We start from the raw sequence: 21,028 nt of genomic DNA, 5'->3' as shown, positions 1-21,028 counted from the left end.
TTTGTTATTTTTTCTTCAATTCATGCCAATCCTCAATTGGAGGTAATTCAATTTGTTCAAATGGCTGGGATTCAGATACTCGGTTGACACTTTCACTTAACCAAGAGAAAAATTCCTTAAACTTCACTTCACTTAAAACAAGTGGTGGCCGTGCTGGTGAAAAACGTTCTAAAATCTCTAAATCAGCATGATCGCCAATACCAATTGGAAATAAAGTAAAGTCTCCATTTTTAATACCATTTACGGTTTGGGCAATAGAATCTTCTATTTCATCTGTTGGCGTACCGTCAGATAATAACACAATCCAAGGTTGGTAATATGGAAGACCGTGGGCTTTATATAGTGCAACACGATTTTTCACCTCAGATATGGCATTCACCATCGCCTCTCCCATTGGAGAAGCCCCACCGGTTGCTATTTTCAAACGAATGGTTGGTTTTATTGGTTGAAACTCTAGTACCGTCTTTACCTGTTCTCCAAATGTAATGATACAAAGTTCAACAGATGCCTTTGAAACCTCATTTTGTAATAAATCATTAAAAAGCTGCTGAAGGCCTAGGCGTAATTGCTTAAGTGGATTTCCAGTCATTGAACCACTTGCATCTAACACTAAGCAAATTGGCATTCTTGTTGAAGGATTATTAAGCAGTTCCTCACTTTTTAGACTTAAATCATCCACTATTTTTCACTCCTCATTTCACTTCTAAAGGTGGACATTGCTTCAAGAAAGGTGGTTTTTTCCGTCCAGAAATGCTTGGTTTCCTTCTGCTTGGACTGCCTTGTCTCTAATGGAACCTTTATTTTATAGAGCTGATGGCATCTTTCACATAATGGATTTGGATTATGAGCTGTTATCCGTGTATATTCTCTTTCTGGAATACGCAAGTATGATTTACAGGCCATACATTTAGCAAAAACTGTTTCTTCTTTTAAATCATCCGTATCTTTAATAAAAAGAGCAGTTGGTCGTTCTTCATTTTTCAGACTATCTCGGTATAACCGGAACGCTGTTTCCCAAAACTCTATTGAAATTCGTTGGTCCTGAACAAAGGTTTCGTAGAAAAGCTGCTGTAAATGAAAAGGCAGACTTCCCCAAATTAAAGCCCAAGGGCTTTTCTCATAATTTGGGATATAGGTTGGTTGAAACGGAAAGTCAAAACGCTTAGAAAGAATATGCTCCGCCTTTACATTTGACCCTTGGAACGTGTATGGTAGCCTTCCAGGAAACAAGATGGCAAATAAAACAACAGCAATTGAATAATAGTCATGACTTTTACCCTTTAAGACCTCATCCTTCTGAGTAAGAAATTCAGGTGGCGTATAGTTAATTAAAGAGCGGTCACTACGAAATTGGTTCATTTGGTAACCATCTGTATTGATCAAAGAAATATTTTTTTCGTTTTTTACAAGGATATGATCTAGGTCTACACTTCCCATCACAATCCCGTGTTCATGAAGGTGCCCGACTGTTCGTAAATAGGATAAAGCCAATTCCACAAGATGCTTTCGATCCCAGTCTGGAAAGTTTTTTGTTAAATGGGCCTTTGTCTTTAATAGTTTCTGTAGGGATATCCCTTTTGCTTCCTTCATTACATAACCAAGAAACAGGTTGTCTTTTGTAAAAATCAGATCAAGTGGCCAGTTGACATCTTGCAGATGAACTGGCATCGCTAGCATTTTAACTATTTTCTGATACATGTTGACCGTCAATTTATGTTTATGAAAAACTTTACAGACAAGCCCCTTCTTTACTCGAAAAACCGTCCCATCTTGTCCAGTGCCAAGTAGCTCACCAATCGTCAATTCGCCATGTTTGACTGTTTGAACCTTATCGCCACTCTTTATCCTACTATTACTACTTACGGTTAAAGGATGCTTTTCTATAAGCGAGCGGTCGACCGACGCTTCACGTTTAAAATTGGGTTTATTCTTATAATGAAAAAAAACAGGGTCTTTTCGCATTTCATTGGCAAAGTCCCACTGATACGGCGATCCATCCTTTCCTATTCCATATATAAGGAATTCTTTATTATCAACCGCTCGTTGATTTCTCAACTGATACACATCATTTGCTAAGCCTGTATCATTTGTGAATAAACAGAAGAGATAGCGATCACTATATTTTTGAAAAACATATAAAACCGTTTTGTCATTAATATCAGGATCATCCTTATCACCTAGCACTTGAGCTAATCCGGCCCGTATGTAAAGATTAATCATTCGCGCAGCAAATTTGGCTCGTTTCCTCGTGTCTTTGTCAGGGTCCTTTGCCTTTCGTGTTACTTCCTCAATCACGCGGTATGGGATCTTCGTTGTGGCTTTTCGAACAAATAAGGCTTCCGGTAACACCTTTGTAAGAAAATCCTTTGATGGCGGGTACATCCACACACAAGTATCAATAAAAATACGATATTGATTGGTAATTTTTAATAGATCAATTGAATTTACAGTTGTTTTCGTCATCTATAACTCTTCCCAACCCTTTGTACTTGGATCGACCGGTTTACTGCGAACTGGTTCTCGCTCCACCGGATCCATTTTCCGTTGCTTGATATTCTGGTTGATTCGTTCTAAACGATTAATCAAGGAATCAATTAAGGATGTTTTTTGTGACCATAATAATCCAACAATTACCGGGAGCCACACATACTTCATAGTTGCTAGAATTCCAGCCTTCGAGAAAATCACTTCTAATGTTGGCAAAACTCCATTTTCAAAACCTTGATATAGGATAATCAACTGGATTAACCAGAAAGAAAACACAAATCCTATTAAAAAGCGCACGTTTACCTTAAAATAATTCACTAGTAACAAAACAAGTAATGTTGCCAGTAAGATAAAATAAAAGTTTTCGATCCCAAAATGCTGTCTAACGAATGTACAGACAATAAACGTGACAATTGCATAAGCAATGGAAGCTAGCATTGTCTTATCCTGAATTAATGAACGATACATGATAATAGCTAATACAAGGTAAATGGCCGCTGTTTTGATCTCCTCAGCAGGATTTGCGCCATTAACTACCGATAAAACAAACGGAATTCCGATCCATACAACTAATTGAGCAATCTTGATTGTCTTCGTTGTTTGTCGGTATGGATAAATTTTAGAAAATAAATACATGATGATAGCCGTCATGAATAAAAAGAGAATATGTTCTAAAACGAAATGATAATTTGCATAGCTAAATAGGATTGATTGAATTCCGGTTGTGCCCGACGTAAATGCAAAATATAAAAGTAATATCCAATAGCCTAGTAAAAACCCAGTAAGTAAATTACTGGAGAAATCACTAAATAGAACAACGAAAAATAGAATAAATGGAATAAAGAAAAGAAATCTCATTTCAGCTACATTTGGATAATAATGATACAAAATACTGAATGATACTAAACTATAACCAAAGCTTGCATACAATACGTTTGATTGGGCTTTTGATAAAAAATTAAATGAATGAATGGCAATAATAAAAATGGTTGTTATTAAATTAATGGTATAGCCATATTGAAAATATAAATATAGATATCCTAAGCTAAATAAAAGTAATAATCGATCAATGGATTGGATTGCTTTTCGGTCTATAAATTGCATTTTCTTTAGCTTTTCCATGTCTCACCCTTCCATTTCTCGTCCGTCTCTTATGGGTCGTTTAAATTCGATCCACTTCAATTGATTCTAAATCTTCTTCACTTTCTTGATCTTCTTTTTCAGGGTCTTCAGCAACCAAATTTGAGGTATCTTCGTCCTCCGAAATGCTTTCCGTTTCTTCAACAGGTACATCAGAATCTTCAACAGCAACTATCTCTTCATAGACACGATTGTCCTCGGTTGATTCGTTTTCCTCAACTTCTTCGTCAGATTCGGATTCAACGTCCATGTATTCATCCTCAACTTGTTGAAGAGGTTCAGCTAATTCAGTTGTCGTAGAGCTTTCCTGATCTGCTTCCATTCCTTCAGCCGCCAACATACTGTGTATTCCAATAAAGTCTGCCAAATACTCAGGCGATGCTTCCAGCAACTCTTCTGGATTCCAGGTTGTTAGAGCAGCTAGTGCAATACTACAGTCATCCTGGGTTTGTTGTTTTATGACTGAATCCAAGTTCGTTTCAAGAACTTCAGCAATTTTTTGGTTTGGATGGTTCCGTAGCCAATCGAGCATCCTTGGGATTGCCGGCGCAAACCCTTGCTTCTTTTTATTAAATAAAGAGTCAGCTGTTCCATCTGACATAAGGATAAAGCCTGTTTTCGCGTGCGTTTCACCCTTGTAAAGGCGAAGATACTTCCATGCCTCATCAGAAGTGATGAAATAGGTCGTATTCGCAAACAACCCATTTTCCGGGTTAGAAAGAACCTTGAAACTTCCTCCTGCTACCTGTAGCCCAATCACACCATCGCCAATGTGACCCGCTAGGTAACGATCCCCTTTTATGGCTACATAAAGCAGGGTTGAGGCATATTCCTTTATGTTTCCACTAAAATTCTCAATACCTTCTAATTCGTTCAATAGAATCCCAATGATTCGTTTTCGAAGCAATTGTTGGTCGTCTTCCTCAAACATTTCTTCAAAATGGTTTTGTAAAATGGTCATCATCTTATGAACAACGGTTTGAGCCCCGATATGAGAAGACGGTGCAGAACCTGCACCATCCGCTAAAACTAAAATGGTCATGTCTTGTGTCTGTACACAAAATGTATAATCTTGACACGGTAATTGCTGTTTAATATGACCGCGCCCAACCGTTTGGGCACTAGCAAACTTCCAATGTGTTATCGTCATGTATATCTTCCTTTATTAAAGAACTGCCCATTGTTTAATTGCATCAACATCAAGATTTACTTTTTCCCCAGGCGTAGAAGCAGAAATCGCGGATACACTACTACTCAACCATTCGAAAAATTCAACGAAGTTTAGACCCTTGATTTTCAATGGTGGTCGATTCGGAGAAAACATCTTTAATGTTTCCATATCTGCGTTCGGTCCAATTCCCAATGGAAAAATAGTCAATTTTCGATTATTAACTAGATCTGATGTACGTCTAGCTGCCAATGAAATATCATCTGTTGGCGCACCATCTGTCATAATCACAATCCATGGTTGAAAATAACTAACTCCTGATTGAGAATACATGTTTTTTCTTCGTTCCAAGAGGTCCACTGCCAAATTGACTGCCTCGCCCATTGGAGTCAATCCATTTACCGATAAATGTGGGATTGTTTGACGATGGATACTACCAAAATCAAATAATTGCTTAACCTCTCCACCAAATGTAACCATGGAGATCTCGGCAGAAGCAGATGCCATATCATCCTTTCGAATCGATTCCATGAATAACTTCACACCTTTATTTAATTCTTTAATAGGCTCGCCATTCATGGAATAACTAGTATCTAATACAAGACAAATTGGTAGTCTCGTAGATGGATTTTCATAAAGCTCAATTTGTGAAAGTGTAAACTCTTCTTGTGAATGGAATGACATAATGAATTCCTCCAATTATTTATTAATGAATTTTAAAGTATTAATTACTTTATCTAAAAAAGTCTTAGGCTGCTGTGAATTCGGCTTTGGCGAATTTTGTACGGGTTGTTTTGGTACCGTATTGGTTCTAGTAGGCCGCTGATTTGTGCCTGTCCGACTAGATGGATTCGTTACAGGAACCGTTCTCGGCTGTCTAGGACGATTATGATTGGGTGGTGTACTTGACGGTCTTGACGTCGGTTTGCTTGTCCTTACCTCCGAAACCGCTGGGTTTGAATGTGCATTTCCAACTTGACCAGACCTTGTTTGTTCCCACGCACGCCAAATCTTCCTTCTGAACTTACATTTATCGCAAATGTAACGTCCTCCACCACTTTCAACCTTCTTTTTAAAATCAATATGTACTTTAATATGTGGGTTTTTACACATTTGATCACTACATACAAGCACAGCTTCCATTCCAGGTGGAATTTTCATACTATCTGGGAACAGCTCATCACTCAGATGCCCTTTAGAGATTGTTTGTCTATACTTCACAAGAATATCTCGTAGCTCCTCTGGTGTAGCTCTCTTCTTTCCAGTGAATGTATGGAACAACGCCTCTTTAATGTCGTAAAGCAAGTGACTCCAAATGTATTTCCAGGAACCATCTGGTACAGTTCCTTTCCCTTCCTTTCCAAGTGGATAGGGAAAGCCCATTTGCTTAATATTTTCTCCAGGTGTTCCTCCACCCTGATGTGAATAAGGGGGCTGACCCGGAAGCATAATCATGAAAATCAGCGTATTTACTGCAAAATATTCATGTGTAAAGCTCCGTAAAAAGGTTGAAAAGTTTTTCCCTTGCAGCTCCGGTGCCGTAAAGTTAATGGTGCCAACAGGACATGGATAATTTTCAATCTGATAGCTATCGGTATCCACGAAATAAACTTCCTTTTCATTCTTAACGAGGATATTCATTGGATTGATGTCTCCAATGATGATATTCCGTTCATGTAAATAAATAATTTTATTGACTATCGTTATCGCAAGTTGAACTAAGTCTTTTCGTGTCCAGTTTGGAAAATTCTTATTTAACACTGGTCGTAAAAACATTGATGTTTGCATCGGCTTTCCTTCCGCCGTTTCCATGATGTAGCCAACAAACTCATTACTACTATTCGTTATGATATCCTTTGGCCAACAAATCCCTTTTTTACTAATTGGGACTTCTAGCATTCTTTTTAATTTATAATAGCGCTCATGGGTAATTCGATCTTCTTTATAAATCTTACAAACCATTCCATTTGAAGATAAGAAAATCTTTCCTTCTCCACCCGCTCCAATCTCTTCTTTTAAGCGAAGAGTTCCATATACCTTGGAATACACCGTTTCATTTTTATCTGGAACGCGGCTTACAGGCATCTTTGTTTCTTTTTGTGTAATGACTTTTGTTCCCAACGCAAATTTTTCATTTGGCTTTGGCGGCGGATCTGATCGATGTCTTTTCTCTCTCATTGGACGAGTTCCATTAGTGGGTTGCTGGGGTCTTGATGAAATTCGTTCAAAATCCCATTTCTCGATATTTCCCGTTTCATTGATTCGAAAAGCATAAATCGGTTTTCCTTGGACAGCATGCTGATTATTCAGATTTAATATATCATGTGCCAAGCCACGATCTTGTGTGATAAGTGCTAAGTTGTATTTCACTCGAAACTGTTGAAAGACATAGAGAAAGGTTTGATCAGCAAAAGGGTCACTTTTGTTCCCAAAAACAGCCGCCATTCCTTGATTTAAGTAAATCTGAAGTAATTTCCCTGCATTCTTTGCCCTATGCCGCTTTTCTCGCTCCTCATGATCCATCATTTTATTGACTTCCTGGATGATTCGATAGGGAAGAATAATTTGCTTACTTGAAGCTGACAGGATGGAAGTTAACTTTTTTTCTATAAACTCATTCGCATGAGGTGTCATCCATGTACTTGTGTCAATAAAGAGCTTATAGTCTTTTACAATCTCTTGAATATTCATGGTTACTCCTCATCTGGTTCTGCAGTTAGCATGTTTTGCAAATCTGTTAAATTTTCCTCAACTTCCAACATCATACGTACTAGCTTTTTCGAGCCTTTCTTTTGAGCTGCCAAGTCGATTGCTTCTTGGACACATTCTTCCACGGCTGAAATACTAGTCCCTAGCTTTTCGCTAATACCTTCTACTAGCTGTGAAACATATTCAGCATCCACATTTTCTGATGCTTCTTTGCTTACCTCGAATTCCTCATCAAAGCTGCTGTCATAGTCGTCTTCAAATTCATCATCAAAATCTGCCTCATCATAGTTAGCAACCACATAATTGACCTCTTCATCATCGAACTCATCAAGGTCAGAAGACTCCTCTATTTCAATGGTTGGCGTATTGACGATATCAGAAGTATCCGCATTGATTGAACCCCAACTAGTCAAATCTTCAGCTTTTGACGCGTCACTTACAGCTGCGTCCGAATCCATTTCATTGTCTTCGGTAACAAACATGGACGGAAATAGCATGTTGAGGAAGTCTAGCATTCCTTGCTTATTCCAATTTCCTGTAAAGGCTGTAAAACGGGTAAGTGGATACCCTGTCCATAGAGCACCTTCCTGATAAACGACCAGCATATCATCTCCATCAAACGAATCGAGACGCGGGATCGTGAAAGCCTCTAATCGGAAATGATTGGGAATCACCCCTTTTTCTTTTAAAAAGGCAAACCAACGCTTTACATCATGAATTTCATAGATTTCCTTTTGTTCAGCTTCCGACCATATAAATGATGGAGCAAGTGATCCTAGCTCTCGACTTAACCATTCCTCAGTCGCTCCTAAAATTTGATTTACCATGTTCTACACCTCTAATATGGAATTTTTGTGGAGAGTGAATATAGCACTCTGCTTTTTTCATTGTCAGTATATCGCTCTAGCATCGTTATTTCTTGTTTCCAACGTTCAAAGTAATCCCTCATGCTAGAAGGAATAGCTTCCTCCATAAACTGCTCATACAACCTAATGGCTAGTTTTAAAGCATGTTTGGCTTCTTTTTGCACCCTTGTCCCTCCTGTTAAAAGAAAGGATGCCTGTTCACATGCAATTCCTAGTCCTATGGATCGAAGGGTTAAGCATTCAGGATCATCATTGCATATCGCAATGGCCTTCTGATAATAGGTTTGTGCTGCCGAATAGCTCGCACTTTTCGATAGATAACTAGCAATCTTCCAATGAATAATTTGCATCGGGTGAAAGCTTTCTTCTGACGTCATAGTAGGATGCTTTAAAACGTCAGTCGATATTATCGCTTTGTACATATCATCGGCGTGTTGATGCACTTCAGAACTAGCTGCCATCAATCGTGTGAAATGCATAAGTCCAAATAGAAAACTAGATTTCGGTTGTTCCAAAATCGTGCGTAGAAACTCCGCATAAGAAGTTGTCGAAGGTAATGAATAGGAACGACATAAATACTCATATGAGGATTCAAGGTTTCCACGATTACATTCAATTTGCGCACGATATTGGAATTGCCTGTGTGCATGGTGTTCTTCTTTAAACTGCTCCAGGGCTAACCCAGAATCACGGATTGCATGTTCATAGTCTTCTATAGAAGTACTACTATTAACTGCTTTCATAAAATAAGCCTGGAGTCGATTCCCTAAGGTTTTCCCAAGCAAATCAGAATACAAGTCATCCTGTTGGAAATAAGGAATCTCACCCGCTATCGGAAGAATCGAAAGCATCTGCGTGATAAACTCTTCTAATTTCGTCATATTCTCAATAACACGCTCAAAATCATATTTATTTAAATCGTGGACTGCTTCACGAAGCATGAAATCAATGACATAGTCATAACTTTCCCATTTCTTACCTAGCTCTGGGAGAACTTGCTGGATGTTGGAGATTTGTTCTTCCGCTAGTTTGATATGTCCTTGATGGGTCGCTGTTGTAAATAAACTTAAGTATGAATCGAGATAAAATGAATGAGCTGCAATACCTCTTTCCTTCATGTTAGGTATTAGGGCAATGGTTACCTTTTTTAACGTTTCCTCTGCCTTCGTAAAATTTCGTTCGACATGGTTCAAACTTTGTAATGTCGTAAGGAAAACCTGTAGCTCAGCTTTTAAGGAATGACGCGGCAACTTTTGTAACCGAGTAAGAATTAAATCGAGGAACTCATTCTCTTGGAATCGACTCTGATCCACGCGATTGGAAAAGCGTTCCGCAACTACCCACTCAAACAAGGCCATCCCCAGCATTCCATTTGATAAAAGTCTTTTAATCGAAATGGATGATTCGTGATCAAACAATGTATAAAGATGTCCTTCTTCAAGTAAGTGAAGTAGCATCACTTGTTGGTCTGGCGTAAATTTCTTTTTTTGTCGGAAATAAGCATGACAAATGGTATCCGCTACCTTCAAATGGTCATCGTTTCTTGCTGAGCCAAGTGAAAAAGACCATTTCCAATTGTGTATGGAGGAAGCAAGATTTCTTCTTGCTAGACCGATTGCAAGCTTCTCCTCAAGTCTCAATTGGTATTCTTCAACAGTAATTCTTCTTAAATACGATTTCCCATTTTCATCGTTTACTTGTTCCATCCTTCGAGCAGCAATAATTTCAAATTCAACGGATTCTTCAATAGTGGAAAGAGTTTGAAAGAGTTGAATGAGTCCTTCTGAGAGAATGTTAATATATGTAGTCGTGGCATTGACAATGTTAATTCGCTCCACATTTTCAAAAACAACATAAGTAGCACCGTTCTCTTTTAAATCAGATAATAAGTCAAGCGTAAATCTTGAAAATAAGACTTTAGGTAAATCAGTACTATGGAAATGTCTTGAATCTATTCCGTGGTTATTACACAATCGTTCAAAAATTTCACCAATTTTAGTGAGGGTTAGCCCCTTCTCAGGAGAAAATAACAACCCACCCACAATCGATGGGACTTCTTTCCCATCTATATCTTGTATAAAGTCACCACTTTCATCTAATAAAAGGTAGTATTTTGTCATATGTTGCTCCTTATGTCGAATGATATAGTACAAATTTATCATATTTACCAAATTTTTTTAATAAGAAAACAGATTTTATTTCCAATCTTTTGTATGAAGTTTCATAAATTACCCAAATGGTAGGTGTTAAGACCTACAGTAAAAGAACGAAAATCTAAAAATCATCATTTTTTCGACCAAAATCTTTTAATCTTTTAAAAACAACAAAAAAAGCCGAGCTCCCAATAGAGAACTCAGCTTTCTACTAATCTATTAAATTATCTAACCTCAACCCAGCCATTCTTAATAGCTACAACAACAGCCTGGGTTCGATCGTTTACGTTCATTTTTTGTAAGATGTTACTTACGTGGTTTTTAACTGTTTTTTCACTGATATATAGGTCATCACCAATGCCGCGGTTGCTTCTTCCGTCCGTTAACAGTTGAAGAACTTCACATTCTCTTCTCGTTAACAAATGGAGTGGACGACGAACTTCCGTAGCCAGGTGTGAATGCGCTGCTCCAGATTGTCCACTTGCGACGGCAAGACGACGGAATTCCTTCACTAAATTATGTGTGACTCTTGGATGCAAGTATGATCCACCTTCTGCAACGACTTTGACCGCTTCGACTAGAGAATCCGCATCCATTTCTTTTAATAAATAACCAGTTGCTCCAGTTTTAAGGGCATGCGTCACATAGCTTTCATCATCGTGAATCGATAAAATAATAACCTTCGTATCAGGGTAAGTGTCAATTAATTGTTTCGTTGCTTCAATTCCGTTCAAGTTAGGCATGTTAATATCCATGATGACAACATCAGGCTTATGCTGCTCAATTAGCGCCACCGCCTGTTCCCCATCGTCACCCTCTGCTACCACTTGAAAGGTTGGTTCAAAATCTAGTATTCGTTTTACACCTTCGCGAAATAATTGGTGATCATCAATTATAACTATGCTTGTTTTCATGAATAACGCCTCCCCCTTTCATTTTGACAATCGAGGCAATTTCGGTCAATACTCCATAAGCAGTATTAACAGAACATATTAGTAAGTTTATTCTTATTTTTCCTATATAAATAAGCAGCATATAGTAGTTTAACCATTTCTTGTAACGTATCATCAAATAACCGAAATATTCTCACATATAGAAAAGGGAAATCACATCAAATGCTCTTTAGCTTTTTTGCGCCCGATTTTAGTCCCACAAGAAGTGACGTACCTTACTGCTCAAAAGTTCCCTTTAAAAAAACATGGCAGCTTATTTAGCCGAGACTTAATAAAGTTAAACCTCAAACGGCACCTGTATCATCACAATCGTTCCTGCACCCACACTTGAATCAATTGTTAAATTGCCATCGAGTAAATCCACTCGCTCGCGCATTCCAATTAACCCAAACGAGTCTTTTTTCTTCTCTCGGATATCAAAGCCTTTTCCATTGTCTTTTACGATTACTGTTACATGATGTCTACTTATCTCAAGCTTAACTGCGATTTCACGAGCTTCCGCATGTTTCAACGCATTTTGGACGGCTTCTTGAACCATTCGGAATAAAGCCACCTCAAATTTTGATGGGATTCTTTGCTCGGATCCTATAAATGTAAATGAAATCGTAGTGTCTCCATTATATTCTTCGATCGTGGATAGGTACTTTTTGAGGGTAGGGACTAATCCAAGATCATCCAATGCCATTGGACGCAAATCATAAATGATCCGACGAACCTCATATAGCGCGGAACGAACCATTTTTCGCAAATCATGAATTTCTTTTACACCTTGATCTGGACTCTCTCGGTAGACCTTATCAATAATTTGCGAGCGCAGCATCACATTCGCAAGCATCTGGGCAGGTCCATCATGAATTTCACGAGAAAGCTTCCGGCGCTCCTCTTCCTGTGCCTCAATAATTTTCAGACCAAACTCCTGCTTTTGCTTCGCGTCCTCAATCATTTCTCCTACCATCCTAAAATCACTCGTTAAATAATTAAGAACCACGGAAATTTGACCGACAAGATGGTCTGCACGTTCAATTGTCTCATTTAAACCCACTAATCGTCTTTCAAGCTCATCTCGACGTTCGCGCAGCTGTTTCTCTTCCTGTCTAATTACAGTTAACTGCATCTGCAAATCATGAGCCTTCTCATATGCATTTCGAATTTCTTCTTCTGAATACTTTTTAAAATGGCTGCTTACCTCGGAAAGCCGTTTTCTTGCAAAACGAGAGTGATTTTCCAAGCGGTCTACCTCTTGAATAATTGTTCCAACTCGTTCCTTAATATCCTTTAGCTCATCCGTTAACGTTAAAAATTCGTTACGAGATTGCTCACCAATTCGAAAAATTTCTTCTTTGCTATGATCAACGGTGTGCACCATTTTTTCCAATATTGAATCAAGAACTTTAATATCAAGTCCCTTGGTGGCCATGCTTCCACCTCCATCTAAATTATATACTGATTTGTTTTTTACAGCATTTCATATCATTTACATTTGTATTACATTTGGCCTATGCCAAAAACAAACCATTGATGTAAAAATTATGTCGTTTTATAATAGAAGAATGGGCAAAAAATTTCCAAAAACTCGGTCAGTGCCGAATTTTGTCGCACTACAGTTTTCTTGAAGCCCCGTTAGGAGGTATTACACGTAATGCTTCATTCCTATTATACAGTAAAAGGGTATGGCGAGCATGAAATAAATATTCAAAAATCACGCTTTATAGCATATATTGACCGCGCAACAACAGAAGAGGAAGGGCAGGAATTCATTCAAAAAATAAAAAAGCAAAACTGGGACGCAACCCACAATTGTTCCGCATATCTCATTGGGGAAAACGATCAAATTCAAAAAGCAAACGATGACGGTGAACCAAGTGGGACTGCTGGCGTTCCAATCCTTGAAGTCTTGAAGAAAAAACATTTAAAAGATACAGTTGTTGTCATAACTAGGTATTTTGGTGGAATAAAATTAGGAGCAGGGGGACTAATCCGCGCATACGGAAAGTCAACTTCAGAAGGTCTCCAAGCAACAGGCATCGTCGAACGTAAACTCATGAGAGTGATGCATACAAAAATTGATTACACATGGCTTGGTAAGGTTGAAAACGAACTCCGCTCTTCTATTTACCAAATCAAAGAAATCAAGTATATTGATGCAGTCGAAATCGAAACCTATGTAGAAGAAAGCCAAACACCACAATTCACTGAATGGATGACCGAACTAACCAATGGACAAGCCGAGATTTCGGAGGGTGTTGTGGAGTATTTGGAAGAAGAAATATAAAACTTGAGGAGAACAGACAATGGACAAAAAAAGAAAACGTTATGAGGTAAGAAAGAAGAAACGTAAAAGAAGAGTTTTTTTATATATTCTTTTTCCACTTTTAATTTTGCTTGTTGCAGGTGGAGCTTATAGTGCATATCTGGTAAATAAAGCGAAAAACGTAGCGGCAGATTCTAAAACAGAGCTAAATCGTGGTATTAAGTCCGAAAAACGTGTTGAACCAGTTAATCCAAAGCACGATAATATTTCGATTCTATTTATCGGGGTTGACGACAGTAAAAAAAGAAGCCAAGGGGATGCAACCCGTACTGATGCCTTAATATTAGCCACATTAAATGAAAAACAAAAATCAATTAAAATGGTGAGTATCCCACGTGACTCATTCGTTTACGATCCTTTAAGAGGTCGAAAGGACAAAATCAACCATGCTCACGTTTATAATGGGGTAGACGGTACGATTGCTACTGTTGAGGAATTATTGGATATTCCAGTTGATTATTTCGTAAAGATGAATTTTGATGCATTTATTGATGTTGTTGAAGCATTAAATGGTATCCAGGTAGATGTTCCAGTTACATTCACAGAACAGGATAGTAAGGATAGACCAGATGCCATCCATTTAGAAAAAGGATTACAGAAGTTAAATGGTGAAGAGGCGTTAGCATTAGTCAGAACAAGAAAGATTGATAGTGACATCGAAAGAGGAAAAAGACAGCAACTGGTCATTAAAGGGATTATTGATAAAGCTATTTCTGTTGGATCCATTTCTAAATACGGTTCGGTTATTGATGCATTAGGTGAAAATATCACGATGAACTTTGAATTTGGAGAATTACTTTCTTTATATGATTATGCAACATCCGGTCAAACACTAGAAATTGAATCAAATGTTTTAGCCGGTTCAGATTTATGGACAGATTATGGATATTATTATGAAGTGAATCAACAAGAGTTAAAAACACTGTCTAAAACATTAAGAGATCATTTGGAAATTGACGTAACAGGTCAACGTAACGATGCTCATGACGACGAATCGTCTACATTATATGAATAATAAAAAGCTTGCAGTCACCTTTCATTAGGTTGAATGCAAGCTTTTTTCTTAAGCAATAAAAAAACTATATCCACAGCAGAGCTATGAATATAGTTTTGAATTTATGTCTATTTATTTCTAGCAGTTGCGTATTTAATTTCACGGACCATATTTAAGATTGGTCTATATTCTTTCCCAACCAAACCAATTTTTTCAACAATTAATTCAATGAACACCATTAAAAGCAATAGTATGAAAAACGATACCCAAACAGTAACCTGCGAAAACACAATCGCTACAAGTCCAAATAATGCACTCATACCGTAAATCAGTAAAACTGTTTTCCGATGGCTATAGCCTATTCTTAATAAGCAGTGGTGTAAATGGGATTTATCTGGTGCAGACAATGGCTGCTTGTTTATGATGCGTCGAATAATAGCAAAGAAAGTATCTGATATAGGTACTCCTAAAATAATGATTGGCACGATAAATGAAATAAACGTAACGTTTTTAAATCCTAACAAGGATAGTACAGCAATCATGTATCCTAGGAATAACGCACCAGTATCACCCATAAAGATTTTTGCCGGGTGGAAATTGTAAATTAAAAAGCCGAGTGTACTTGCAATCACGATAATTCCTAGCATCATTACAAAAACATCGCCTTTAATAATGGCCATTCCTGAAATAGTAATAAGTGCAATTGCAGATACTCCAGCAGCAAGTCCATCTAAACCATCAATTAAATTGATGGCATTTGTAACTCCAACGATCCAAAGCAAGGTTAAAGGAATTGTCATAAAACCTAAATCAATTTGACCAATAAACGGCAGGTTTACAATTTCTACATCCACACCATTAAAAATCAAAATTCCTGCAGCCGCTAATTGCCCAAAAAGCTTCCATTTTGCAGATATTTCATACATATCATCCAAAATCCCTGTAATGATAATAATTATACTACCGATCAGGATTGGATATTTGTATGGACTTTCAGGCTGGAGAATGAAAAATCCGATTAAAAAACTTATATAAATGGCTAATCCGCCTAGGCGAGGCATAATTTTTTGGTGTACTTTTCGTTTATTTGGTTTATCCGTTGCTCCAATTTTAAATGCAAGCTTTTTTACTAAAGGGGTAACGAGGATAGAAGCTACAAAACATACTAAAGCTGTTACATAAATCATTTATATGTCCTCCTAATCCTTACTCTTTCCATATTTTATATTTTTTAATTAATTCCTCATAATATTTCTTCGTATTAAACGCAACTTTTTTTGTACGATTTCGAGAATCGACAGGATTTTCAGACTCAAATTGGATTATACCACAATACAACTAATTCAGAAATAGAAATTTATAGACTCATATAGTTTAGACGTAGATTACTAATAAAAGTTACCAAATTGTCATACTAAAAAAAGCCACCATAGTCGCTATTTCCGACTATTGGAGGCTTTTTTTCATGTAAACCTGCTTTTGAGTACCCAAATTTATGAAATTTATGATAAAACCGTATCAAGAATTACAGCCTTATATTTCTTCAAAAAAGTCTGGAACTGATTCAGTTAATTTAAACTGGTAACGAATCGAATCAACAATTCGCTTAGATGCATTTCCATCCCCATACGGATTGGATGCCATGGACATTCTATTATATTCAACTGGGTTATTAAGTAATTCACTAGCTAGGTTATAGATGGTTTTTTCACTTGTGCCTGCCAGTTTTAATGTTCCTGCTTCAATTCCTTCAGGTCTTTCAGTTGTATCCCTCAAAACTAAAACGGGTTTACCAAGTGACGGCGCTTCTTCCTGGACTCCACCAGAATCAGTTAATATCATGTAGGATTTAGCTGCGAAATTGTGGAAATCTAACACACCTAATGGTTCGATTAAGTGAATGCGTTCATCCTGTCCTAAAATTTCATCTGCTATTTCCTTCACAGCAGGATTTAGATGAACAGGATAGACGACTTGAACATCTTCATGATCAGTAACAAGTCGTTTGATCGCCTTAAACATATTTCTCATCGGTTGTCCAAGATTTTCACGACGATGGGCTGTTACTAACAGTAATCGATCTTCACCCACCTTTTCAAGTATAGGATTTTGATAAGTTGATGAAACTGTTGTGTTTAATGCGTCAATCGCAGTATTACCTGTAATAAAAATAGCTTCCTTCTTTTTATTTTCCATTAAAAGATTTTGTGCAGCTTTTTTTGTCGGTGCAAAGTGCAGGTCCGCAATGATACCTGTAATTTGCCGATTAATTTCTTCAGGGAATGGGGAATATTTGTTTCCTGTGCGTAAGCCTGCTTCCACATGGCCTACTGAAATTTGATTATAAAATGCTGCAAGGCTTGATACAAATGTAGTAGAGGTGTCTCCATGTACCAAAACCAAATCTGGTTTTACATCCTTCATCAGTTTATCCAAACCGATTAAGGACTTTGTAGTAATATCGATTAAAGTTTGTCGTTCCTGCATGACATTTAAATCATAATCAGGAGTAATTTTAAAAATTTCAAGCACCTGATCTAACATTTGTCTATGTTGGGCTGTCACAGTTACAATTGTTTCAATTTCTTCAGGGTATTTTTGAAGTTCAAGAACTAACGGAGCCATTTTTATGGCTTCTGGGCGAGTGCCAAAGATAGTCATTACTTTTAATCTCTCCGCCAACCTAATCACCTACTATAGTTTATTATTTTTGAAATAATTCTATCAATTTGAAGGTTTATAATTACTTTTTTCGAGACCTTTTAAATATTGAATTAAATCCTTCTGTAAATCCGGTCTTTCGAGTGCAAATTCAATTGTAGCTTTAATAAATCCAAATTTATCACCTACATCATGTCGAACTCCATCAAATGCCTGTGCAAGTATTCTTTGATCCTTCGCCATATTACGCAAAGCATCCGTTAATTGGATTTCTCCACCGTGACCAACATCTACTTTCTCTAGGTAGGAAAAGATATCAGCTTTTAAAATATATCTACCCATAATGGCATAGTTCGAAGGTGGATTCTCTCGTGGTTTTTCCACCATATCTTTTACCTCTACAATGTTTTTTTCAATTTCCTCTGTAGGCGTAATGACACCATATTTGGATAGTTCCTCATCGGGCATAATTTTTGTACCAATAACACTACAATTGTAGGTGTCATATGTATTAATCAACTGCTTCAAGCATGGTACTTCACTTTTAACTATATCATCTCCAAGGAGTACTGCAAAAGGTTCATTGCCGATAAATTGTTTTGCACATAGAACAGCATGACCTAATCCTAGTGGCTTTTTTTGTCGAATATAATGGATGTTTACCATGGTTGAAATATCCTGAACTAATGCTAATAACTCTTTTTTTCCTTTTTCCTCTAGTTCAAGCTCTAATTCGATTGAATGATCAAAATGATCCTCAATTGCTCTCTTGTTTCTACCCGTTACAATGATGATGTCTTCAATTCCAGAATCAACAGCTTCCTCGATAATATATTGAATAGTTGGTTTATCAACAATTGGTAACATTTCCTTTGGTAATGCCTTAGTTGCTGGTAAAAATCGAGTTCCTAATCCTGCAGCAGGAATAACAGCCTTTTTTATCATCAATCTGATACCCTCATTTCTTGTTTAAATACTTGAATCAGCTTTGGCTTTATCGCTTCAACTTCATATTCACTAGCTTTATTAATTGCATTTTGTTTTAGATTTTGCTTTTCGAACTCATCTAATTGAAAGTATTTAATTAACTTATCCTTCAATGCATCACTATCTCCAGCAGCAAATAAAAATCCATTTTTTCCGTCCTCGATATAATCTAATAAACCGCCGATTTCACTTCCGATAACGGGAACCCCACACGCCATAGCCTCAAGCCCCACTAATCCAAGACTTTCACCTTTACGTGTTGTTGGGAAACAAAAAACATCTATACAATTATACACCTTACTTAATTTTTCCTGTGGAAGCAATGGATAGTATGCCATTTCGTTCCTGAGCCCTAATTCATCAACCATTTGTTCAAACTTATCTTGTTGAGCACCTTTTCCAACAAAAATAAATCTGCGTTTTTCCATAAAACCAAGGCCCTTTACTTCCGAAATTGCTTTTAAAAAGATATCCCATCCCTTGCCAACATCTACTCTACCAACAAATCCGATATATTGAAAATCTGGGTCAAGCTGTAATTCTCTCATAGCTTGATTCGAGTCCTGCATGGGATAAAATAACTCTTTATTAACGCCACCCGAAGGAAACACTTCTATTTTCGACTTCTCTATCCCATATTTAGCTGATACTAGGTCGCGATAATAATGGGACGGGCAGATAACTTTAGTCGAAGCTTGCAAAAGTTTCCTAACATTCGGCTGATACTTTTCCTGCGATTTTACTTCCGGTACAACATCACTTCCATGTACATTTGTATAGATTAAAGCATTTTTATTAAGCTTTTTTACAATAAGAAGTGGTAATGCATTATGTGCCGCATAATGGGCGTATATAATGTTATATTGGCCAAATAGGGCCTTTACAATAATCGTTATGTAATAAAGGAAGTAAGACAGCAGCTTTTGCCATTTACTCGTTTTTTTTGTTAGAACCACTTTCGATACGTTCCAACCTTCACTTAATAAAATTTGTTCCGTATTTTTTACAAACACCCCATAACTGGGAAATTGAGTACTGGGATACATGTTTGATACAAGCAAAATTTTCATAGTGATCCTCATTTCTTTGAATAAATCATAAGGTACTCCATTAATAGAAAGAAGCGTAGAGGAGGAGCTCTACGCAATTATTATTTTGTGTCTAAGCCTACTATATCTTTTTTGTAGACCCGATATGCAAAGGCCATTACAGCAAAGAAATAGAACATAAAGGAATCATTTTCCAAAATATTATAGACCATGGACCCCATTACTATTGTCACCATTAAGAACAATAGTAACGGGGAGAAATAGTATCCTTTACGTAACTTCCAGGTGTATGTCAATAAAAAGATAGCAGTTAAGGCAACCATTAAAATACCCAATATACCTGTTTCAGCAAGAATAAGGATGTATTGGTTATCAGAGTAAAAGTTTCGATTTATGTCATAATCTTCATATATAGGGGATGAATACTTTAGTGTAGCACTACCACCAAATGTTGCAAAACCTGTACCCATAATCGGGTGATCTTTAAAAATTTCTACAGCCTTTTGAACATAATAGATTCGGCCACTTTCACTACTTTGCTCTAAAGTATCTTTAGAAAATGTATCCTTGTAACGTCCCTGCTCATCTGTTTTATTCTGTTCATTCGTATTTTCCCATTTTTCCGCAACATAAGCATCATAATAAACAGATGAAACTTGATCTATCACAAAGAACAAGCCATATGAGATAAGAGTAATTAGTACAATAGGAACTAACGGTTTAATTTTTCTATTAATGAAAACATATACAACTAAAAAGACGATTAAACTTAACAGAGAACCTCGAGAGTACGTAAGTAAAATGGTAGTACCAATCAAGGTTAATCCGACATATAGGAAAATTCGTATTTTCCCCTGGTACTTCTTTACTAAATAAAGAGATATGAAAAAGGATATTAAAAGGAAAAGGGAAAGTTCATTTGGGCCTTTCAGTAAACCATATACACGAATGTAGTTTGTCCATGAAAGATACCAATTTTCCCAAGCTTCTGGCATCAGTACGGTTTTATTTGATATTTTTTCGACAAATCCGTGTAAGGATAATACTACAGCAATACTAAATGTCGTTAAGGCAAATTTTCTGATTAGTTCCTCTGTAATTTCCATTCTTACTACAATATAAAAAATAAGATAAAACAGTAAGTATGCTCTTAGTTGAGTGATTAATGCACCCATTCCAACCCCAGTAATCAATGCTGATATTGTACCTACAATACAAAATGCAAAGAAAGCTAATTCAAAAGGATGAAATGTAAAAAGCTTTTTTATATCATGTCGATAGTCATAAAAAGTTCGTACTAACAGTGCCAAAATTAGGAGATCTCCCAAAATCTTAAAACCTGGATTTAGTTCAATTAAAAACGGACGTGTTGCAACAACTAAAACAAGAATCAAAATTCCTTGGTGTTTAGCACGAAAAGCAAGAATAGCTAAGATAAGAGTGATTACAATTGCCAGTTTTGAATCCGCAATAACTAAGCCTATACTAACAAGTAGAACGCTTAAAAGAAGGACATATAGGTCTCTCTGGAGTAATTTCATAGTCATCTA

The 21,028-nt window shown here is 37.0% G+C and carries 17 protein-coding genes; 2 read left to right on the top strand and 15 right to left on the bottom strand.

The annotated features are described in order from the left end of the window. Positions 1–4: 4 nt before the first annotated feature. From E1I69_RS11510 to E1I69_RS11465, 10 genes are all read right to left on the bottom strand, one after another. Positions 5–679: a vWA domain-containing protein gene (locus E1I69_RS11510; protein ID WP_136379761.1), complete on the bottom strand. Its 675-nt coding sequence runs from the start codon at positions 677–679 to the stop codon at positions 5–7. After that, positions 679–2,463 (bottom strand): protein kinase domain-containing protein, encoded by a 1,785-nt coding sequence (locus E1I69_RS11505; RefSeq protein ID WP_136379760.1) that lies wholly within the window; start codon positions 2,461–2,463, stop codon positions 679–681. Before E1I69_RS11505 ends, E1I69_RS11510 begins: the two co-directional genes overlap by 1 nt. Continuing rightward, complete coding sequence (locus E1I69_RS11500) at positions 2,464–3,609, bottom strand: hypothetical protein (protein WP_136379759.1); 1,146 nt, start codon at positions 3,607–3,609, stop codon at positions 2,464–2,466. 40 nt (positions 3,610–3,649) lie between these two features. Further along, the gene (locus E1I69_RS11495; RefSeq protein WP_136379758.1) at positions 3,650–4,777 is read right to left on the bottom strand and encodes a PP2C family serine/threonine-protein phosphatase; all 1,128 of its coding nucleotides are present in this window, start codon (positions 4,775–4,777) and stop codon (positions 3,650–3,652) included. Positions 4,778–4,792: 15 nt separating this feature from the next. Then, positions 4,793–5,479, bottom strand: coding sequence for a vWA domain-containing protein (locus E1I69_RS11490; protein WP_136379757.1), 687 nt, complete (start codon positions 5,477–5,479; stop codon positions 4,793–4,795). A 15-nt stretch (positions 5,480–5,494) separates the two neighbouring features. Further along, entirely contained in the window at positions 5,495–7,486 is a 1,992-nt protein-coding gene (locus tag E1I69_RS11485; protein ID WP_136379756.1) for a protein kinase domain-containing protein, read from the bottom strand. A gap of 2 nt (positions 7,487–7,488) precedes the next feature. After that, positions 7,489–8,331, bottom strand: a complete 843-nt coding sequence (locus tag E1I69_RS11480; RefSeq protein WP_136379755.1) for a hypothetical protein — start codon at positions 8,329–8,331, stop codon at positions 7,489–7,491. A gap of 11 nt (positions 8,332–8,342) precedes the next feature. Beyond that, entirely contained in the window at positions 8,343–10,490 is a 2,148-nt protein-coding gene (locus tag E1I69_RS11475; RefSeq protein ID WP_136379754.1) for a hypothetical protein, read from the bottom strand. A 257-nt stretch (positions 10,491–10,747) separates the two neighbouring features. Then, the gene (locus E1I69_RS11470) at positions 10,748–11,437 is read right to left on the bottom strand and encodes a response regulator (protein WP_136379753.1); all 690 of its coding nucleotides are present in this window, start codon (positions 11,435–11,437) and stop codon (positions 10,748–10,750) included. A 316-nt stretch (positions 11,438–11,753) separates the two neighbouring features. Beyond that, the gene (locus E1I69_RS11465; protein ID WP_136379752.1) at positions 11,754–12,893 is read right to left on the bottom strand and encodes a sensor histidine kinase; all 1,140 of its coding nucleotides are present in this window, start codon (positions 12,891–12,893) and stop codon (positions 11,754–11,756) included. 222 nt (positions 12,894–13,115) lie between these two features. On the opposite strand from E1I69_RS11465, the gene E1I69_RS11460 reads away from it, so the two are divergent. Together E1I69_RS11460 and E1I69_RS11455 are read left to right on the top strand one after the other, a co-directional pair. Further along, a complete protein-coding gene (locus E1I69_RS11460) occupies positions 13,116–13,748 on the top strand; it encodes a YigZ family protein (RefSeq protein ID WP_136379751.1) in 633 nt (210 codons plus the stop codon). Between the two features lie 19 nt (positions 13,749–13,767). Next, positions 13,768–14,802 carry an LCP family protein gene (locus E1I69_RS11455; protein ID WP_136379750.1) on the top strand — a complete coding sequence of 345 codons (1,035 nt, stop codon included), beginning with the start codon at positions 13,768–13,770 and terminating at the stop codon, positions 14,800–14,802. 107 nt (positions 14,803–14,909) lie between these two features. On the opposite strand, the gene E1I69_RS11450 is transcribed toward E1I69_RS11455, so the two are convergent. The 5 genes from E1I69_RS11450 to E1I69_RS11430 form a co-directional block, all read right to left on the bottom strand. Further along, positions 14,910–15,968, bottom strand: a complete 1,059-nt coding sequence (locus tag E1I69_RS11450; RefSeq protein WP_136379749.1) for a glycosyltransferase family 4 protein — start codon at positions 15,966–15,968, stop codon at positions 14,910–14,912. Between the two features lie 346 nt (positions 15,969–16,314). Next, the gene (wecB, locus tag E1I69_RS11445; protein WP_136379748.1) at positions 16,315–17,463 is read right to left on the bottom strand and encodes a non-hydrolyzing UDP-N-acetylglucosamine 2-epimerase; all 1,149 of its coding nucleotides are present in this window, start codon (positions 17,461–17,463) and stop codon (positions 16,315–16,317) included. 42 nt (positions 17,464–17,505) lie between these two features. Then, positions 17,506–18,387, bottom strand: a complete 882-nt coding sequence (gene galU, locus E1I69_RS11440; protein WP_136379800.1) for a UTP--glucose-1-phosphate uridylyltransferase GalU — start codon at positions 18,385–18,387, stop codon at positions 17,506–17,508. Further along, positions 18,387–19,499: a glycosyltransferase family 4 protein gene (locus E1I69_RS11435; protein WP_136379747.1), complete on the bottom strand. Its 1,113-nt coding sequence runs from the start codon at positions 19,497–19,499 to the stop codon at positions 18,387–18,389. The genes galU and E1I69_RS11435 overlap by 1 nt, the downstream gene beginning before the upstream one ends. A gap of 80 nt (positions 19,500–19,579) precedes the next feature. After that, on the bottom strand, positions 19,580–21,019 hold the full coding sequence (locus E1I69_RS11430) for an O-antigen ligase family protein (protein WP_161974883.1): 1,440 nt from the start codon (positions 21,017–21,019) through the stop codon (positions 19,580–19,582). Between the last annotated feature and the right edge of the window lie 9 nt (positions 21,020–21,028).

The organism is Bacillus timonensis, assembly GCF_004799755.1.
Lineage (GTDB): Bacteria > Bacillota > Bacilli > Bacillales > Bacillaceae_L > Ferdinandcohnia > Ferdinandcohnia timonensis_A.
This window is presented reverse-complemented; position numbering and strand designations above follow the sequence as displayed.

Coding starts and splice junctions, on each gene's coding strand:
- galU (WP_136379800.1), bottom strand. CDS start 18,387: ATGATAAAAAAGGCTGTTATTCCTGCTGCAGGATTAGGAACTCGATTT.
- E1I69_RS11455 (WP_136379750.1), top strand. CDS start 13,768: ATGGACAAAAAAAGAAAACGTTATGAGGTAAGAAAGAAGAAACGTAAA.
- E1I69_RS11490 (WP_136379757.1), bottom strand. CDS start 5,479: ATGTCATTCCATTCACAAGAAGAGTTTACACTTTCACAAATTGAGCTT.
- E1I69_RS11485 (WP_136379756.1), bottom strand. CDS start 7,486: ATGAATATTCAAGAGATTGTAAAAGACTATAAGCTCTTTATTGACACA.
- E1I69_RS11500 (WP_136379759.1), bottom strand. CDS start 3,609: ATGGAAAAGCTAAAGAAAATGCAATTTATAGACCGAAAAGCAATCCAA.
- E1I69_RS11450 (WP_136379749.1), bottom strand. CDS start 15,968: ATGATTTATGTAACAGCTTTAGTATGTTTTGTAGCTTCTATCCTCGTT.
- E1I69_RS11470 (WP_136379753.1), bottom strand. CDS start 11,437: ATGAAAACAAGCATAGTTATAATTGATGATCACCAATTATTTCGCGAA.
- E1I69_RS11505 (WP_136379760.1), bottom strand. CDS start 2,463: ATGACGAAAACAACTGTAAATTCAATTGATCTATTAAAAATTACCAAT.
- E1I69_RS11480 (WP_136379755.1), bottom strand. CDS start 8,331: ATGGTAAATCAAATTTTAGGAGCGACTGAGGAATGGTTAAGTCGAGAG.
- E1I69_RS11495 (WP_136379758.1), bottom strand. CDS start 4,777: ATGACGATAACACATTGGAAGTTTGCTAGTGCCCAAACGGTTGGGCGC.
- E1I69_RS11465 (WP_136379752.1), bottom strand. CDS start 12,893: ATGGCCACCAAGGGACTTGATATTAAAGTTCTTGATTCAATATTGGAA.
- E1I69_RS11475 (WP_136379754.1), bottom strand. CDS start 10,490: ATGACAAAATACTACCTTTTATTAGATGAAAGTGGTGACTTTATACAA.
- E1I69_RS11430 (WP_161974883.1), bottom strand. CDS start 21,019: ATGAAATTACTCCAGAGAGACCTATATGTCCTTCTTTTAAGCGTTCTA.
- E1I69_RS11460 (WP_136379751.1), top strand. CDS start 13,116: ATGCTTCATTCCTATTATACAGTAAAAGGGTATGGCGAGCATGAAATA.
- E1I69_RS11435 (WP_136379747.1), bottom strand. CDS start 19,499: ATGAAAATTTTGCTTGTATCAAACATGTATCCCAGTACTCAATTTCCC.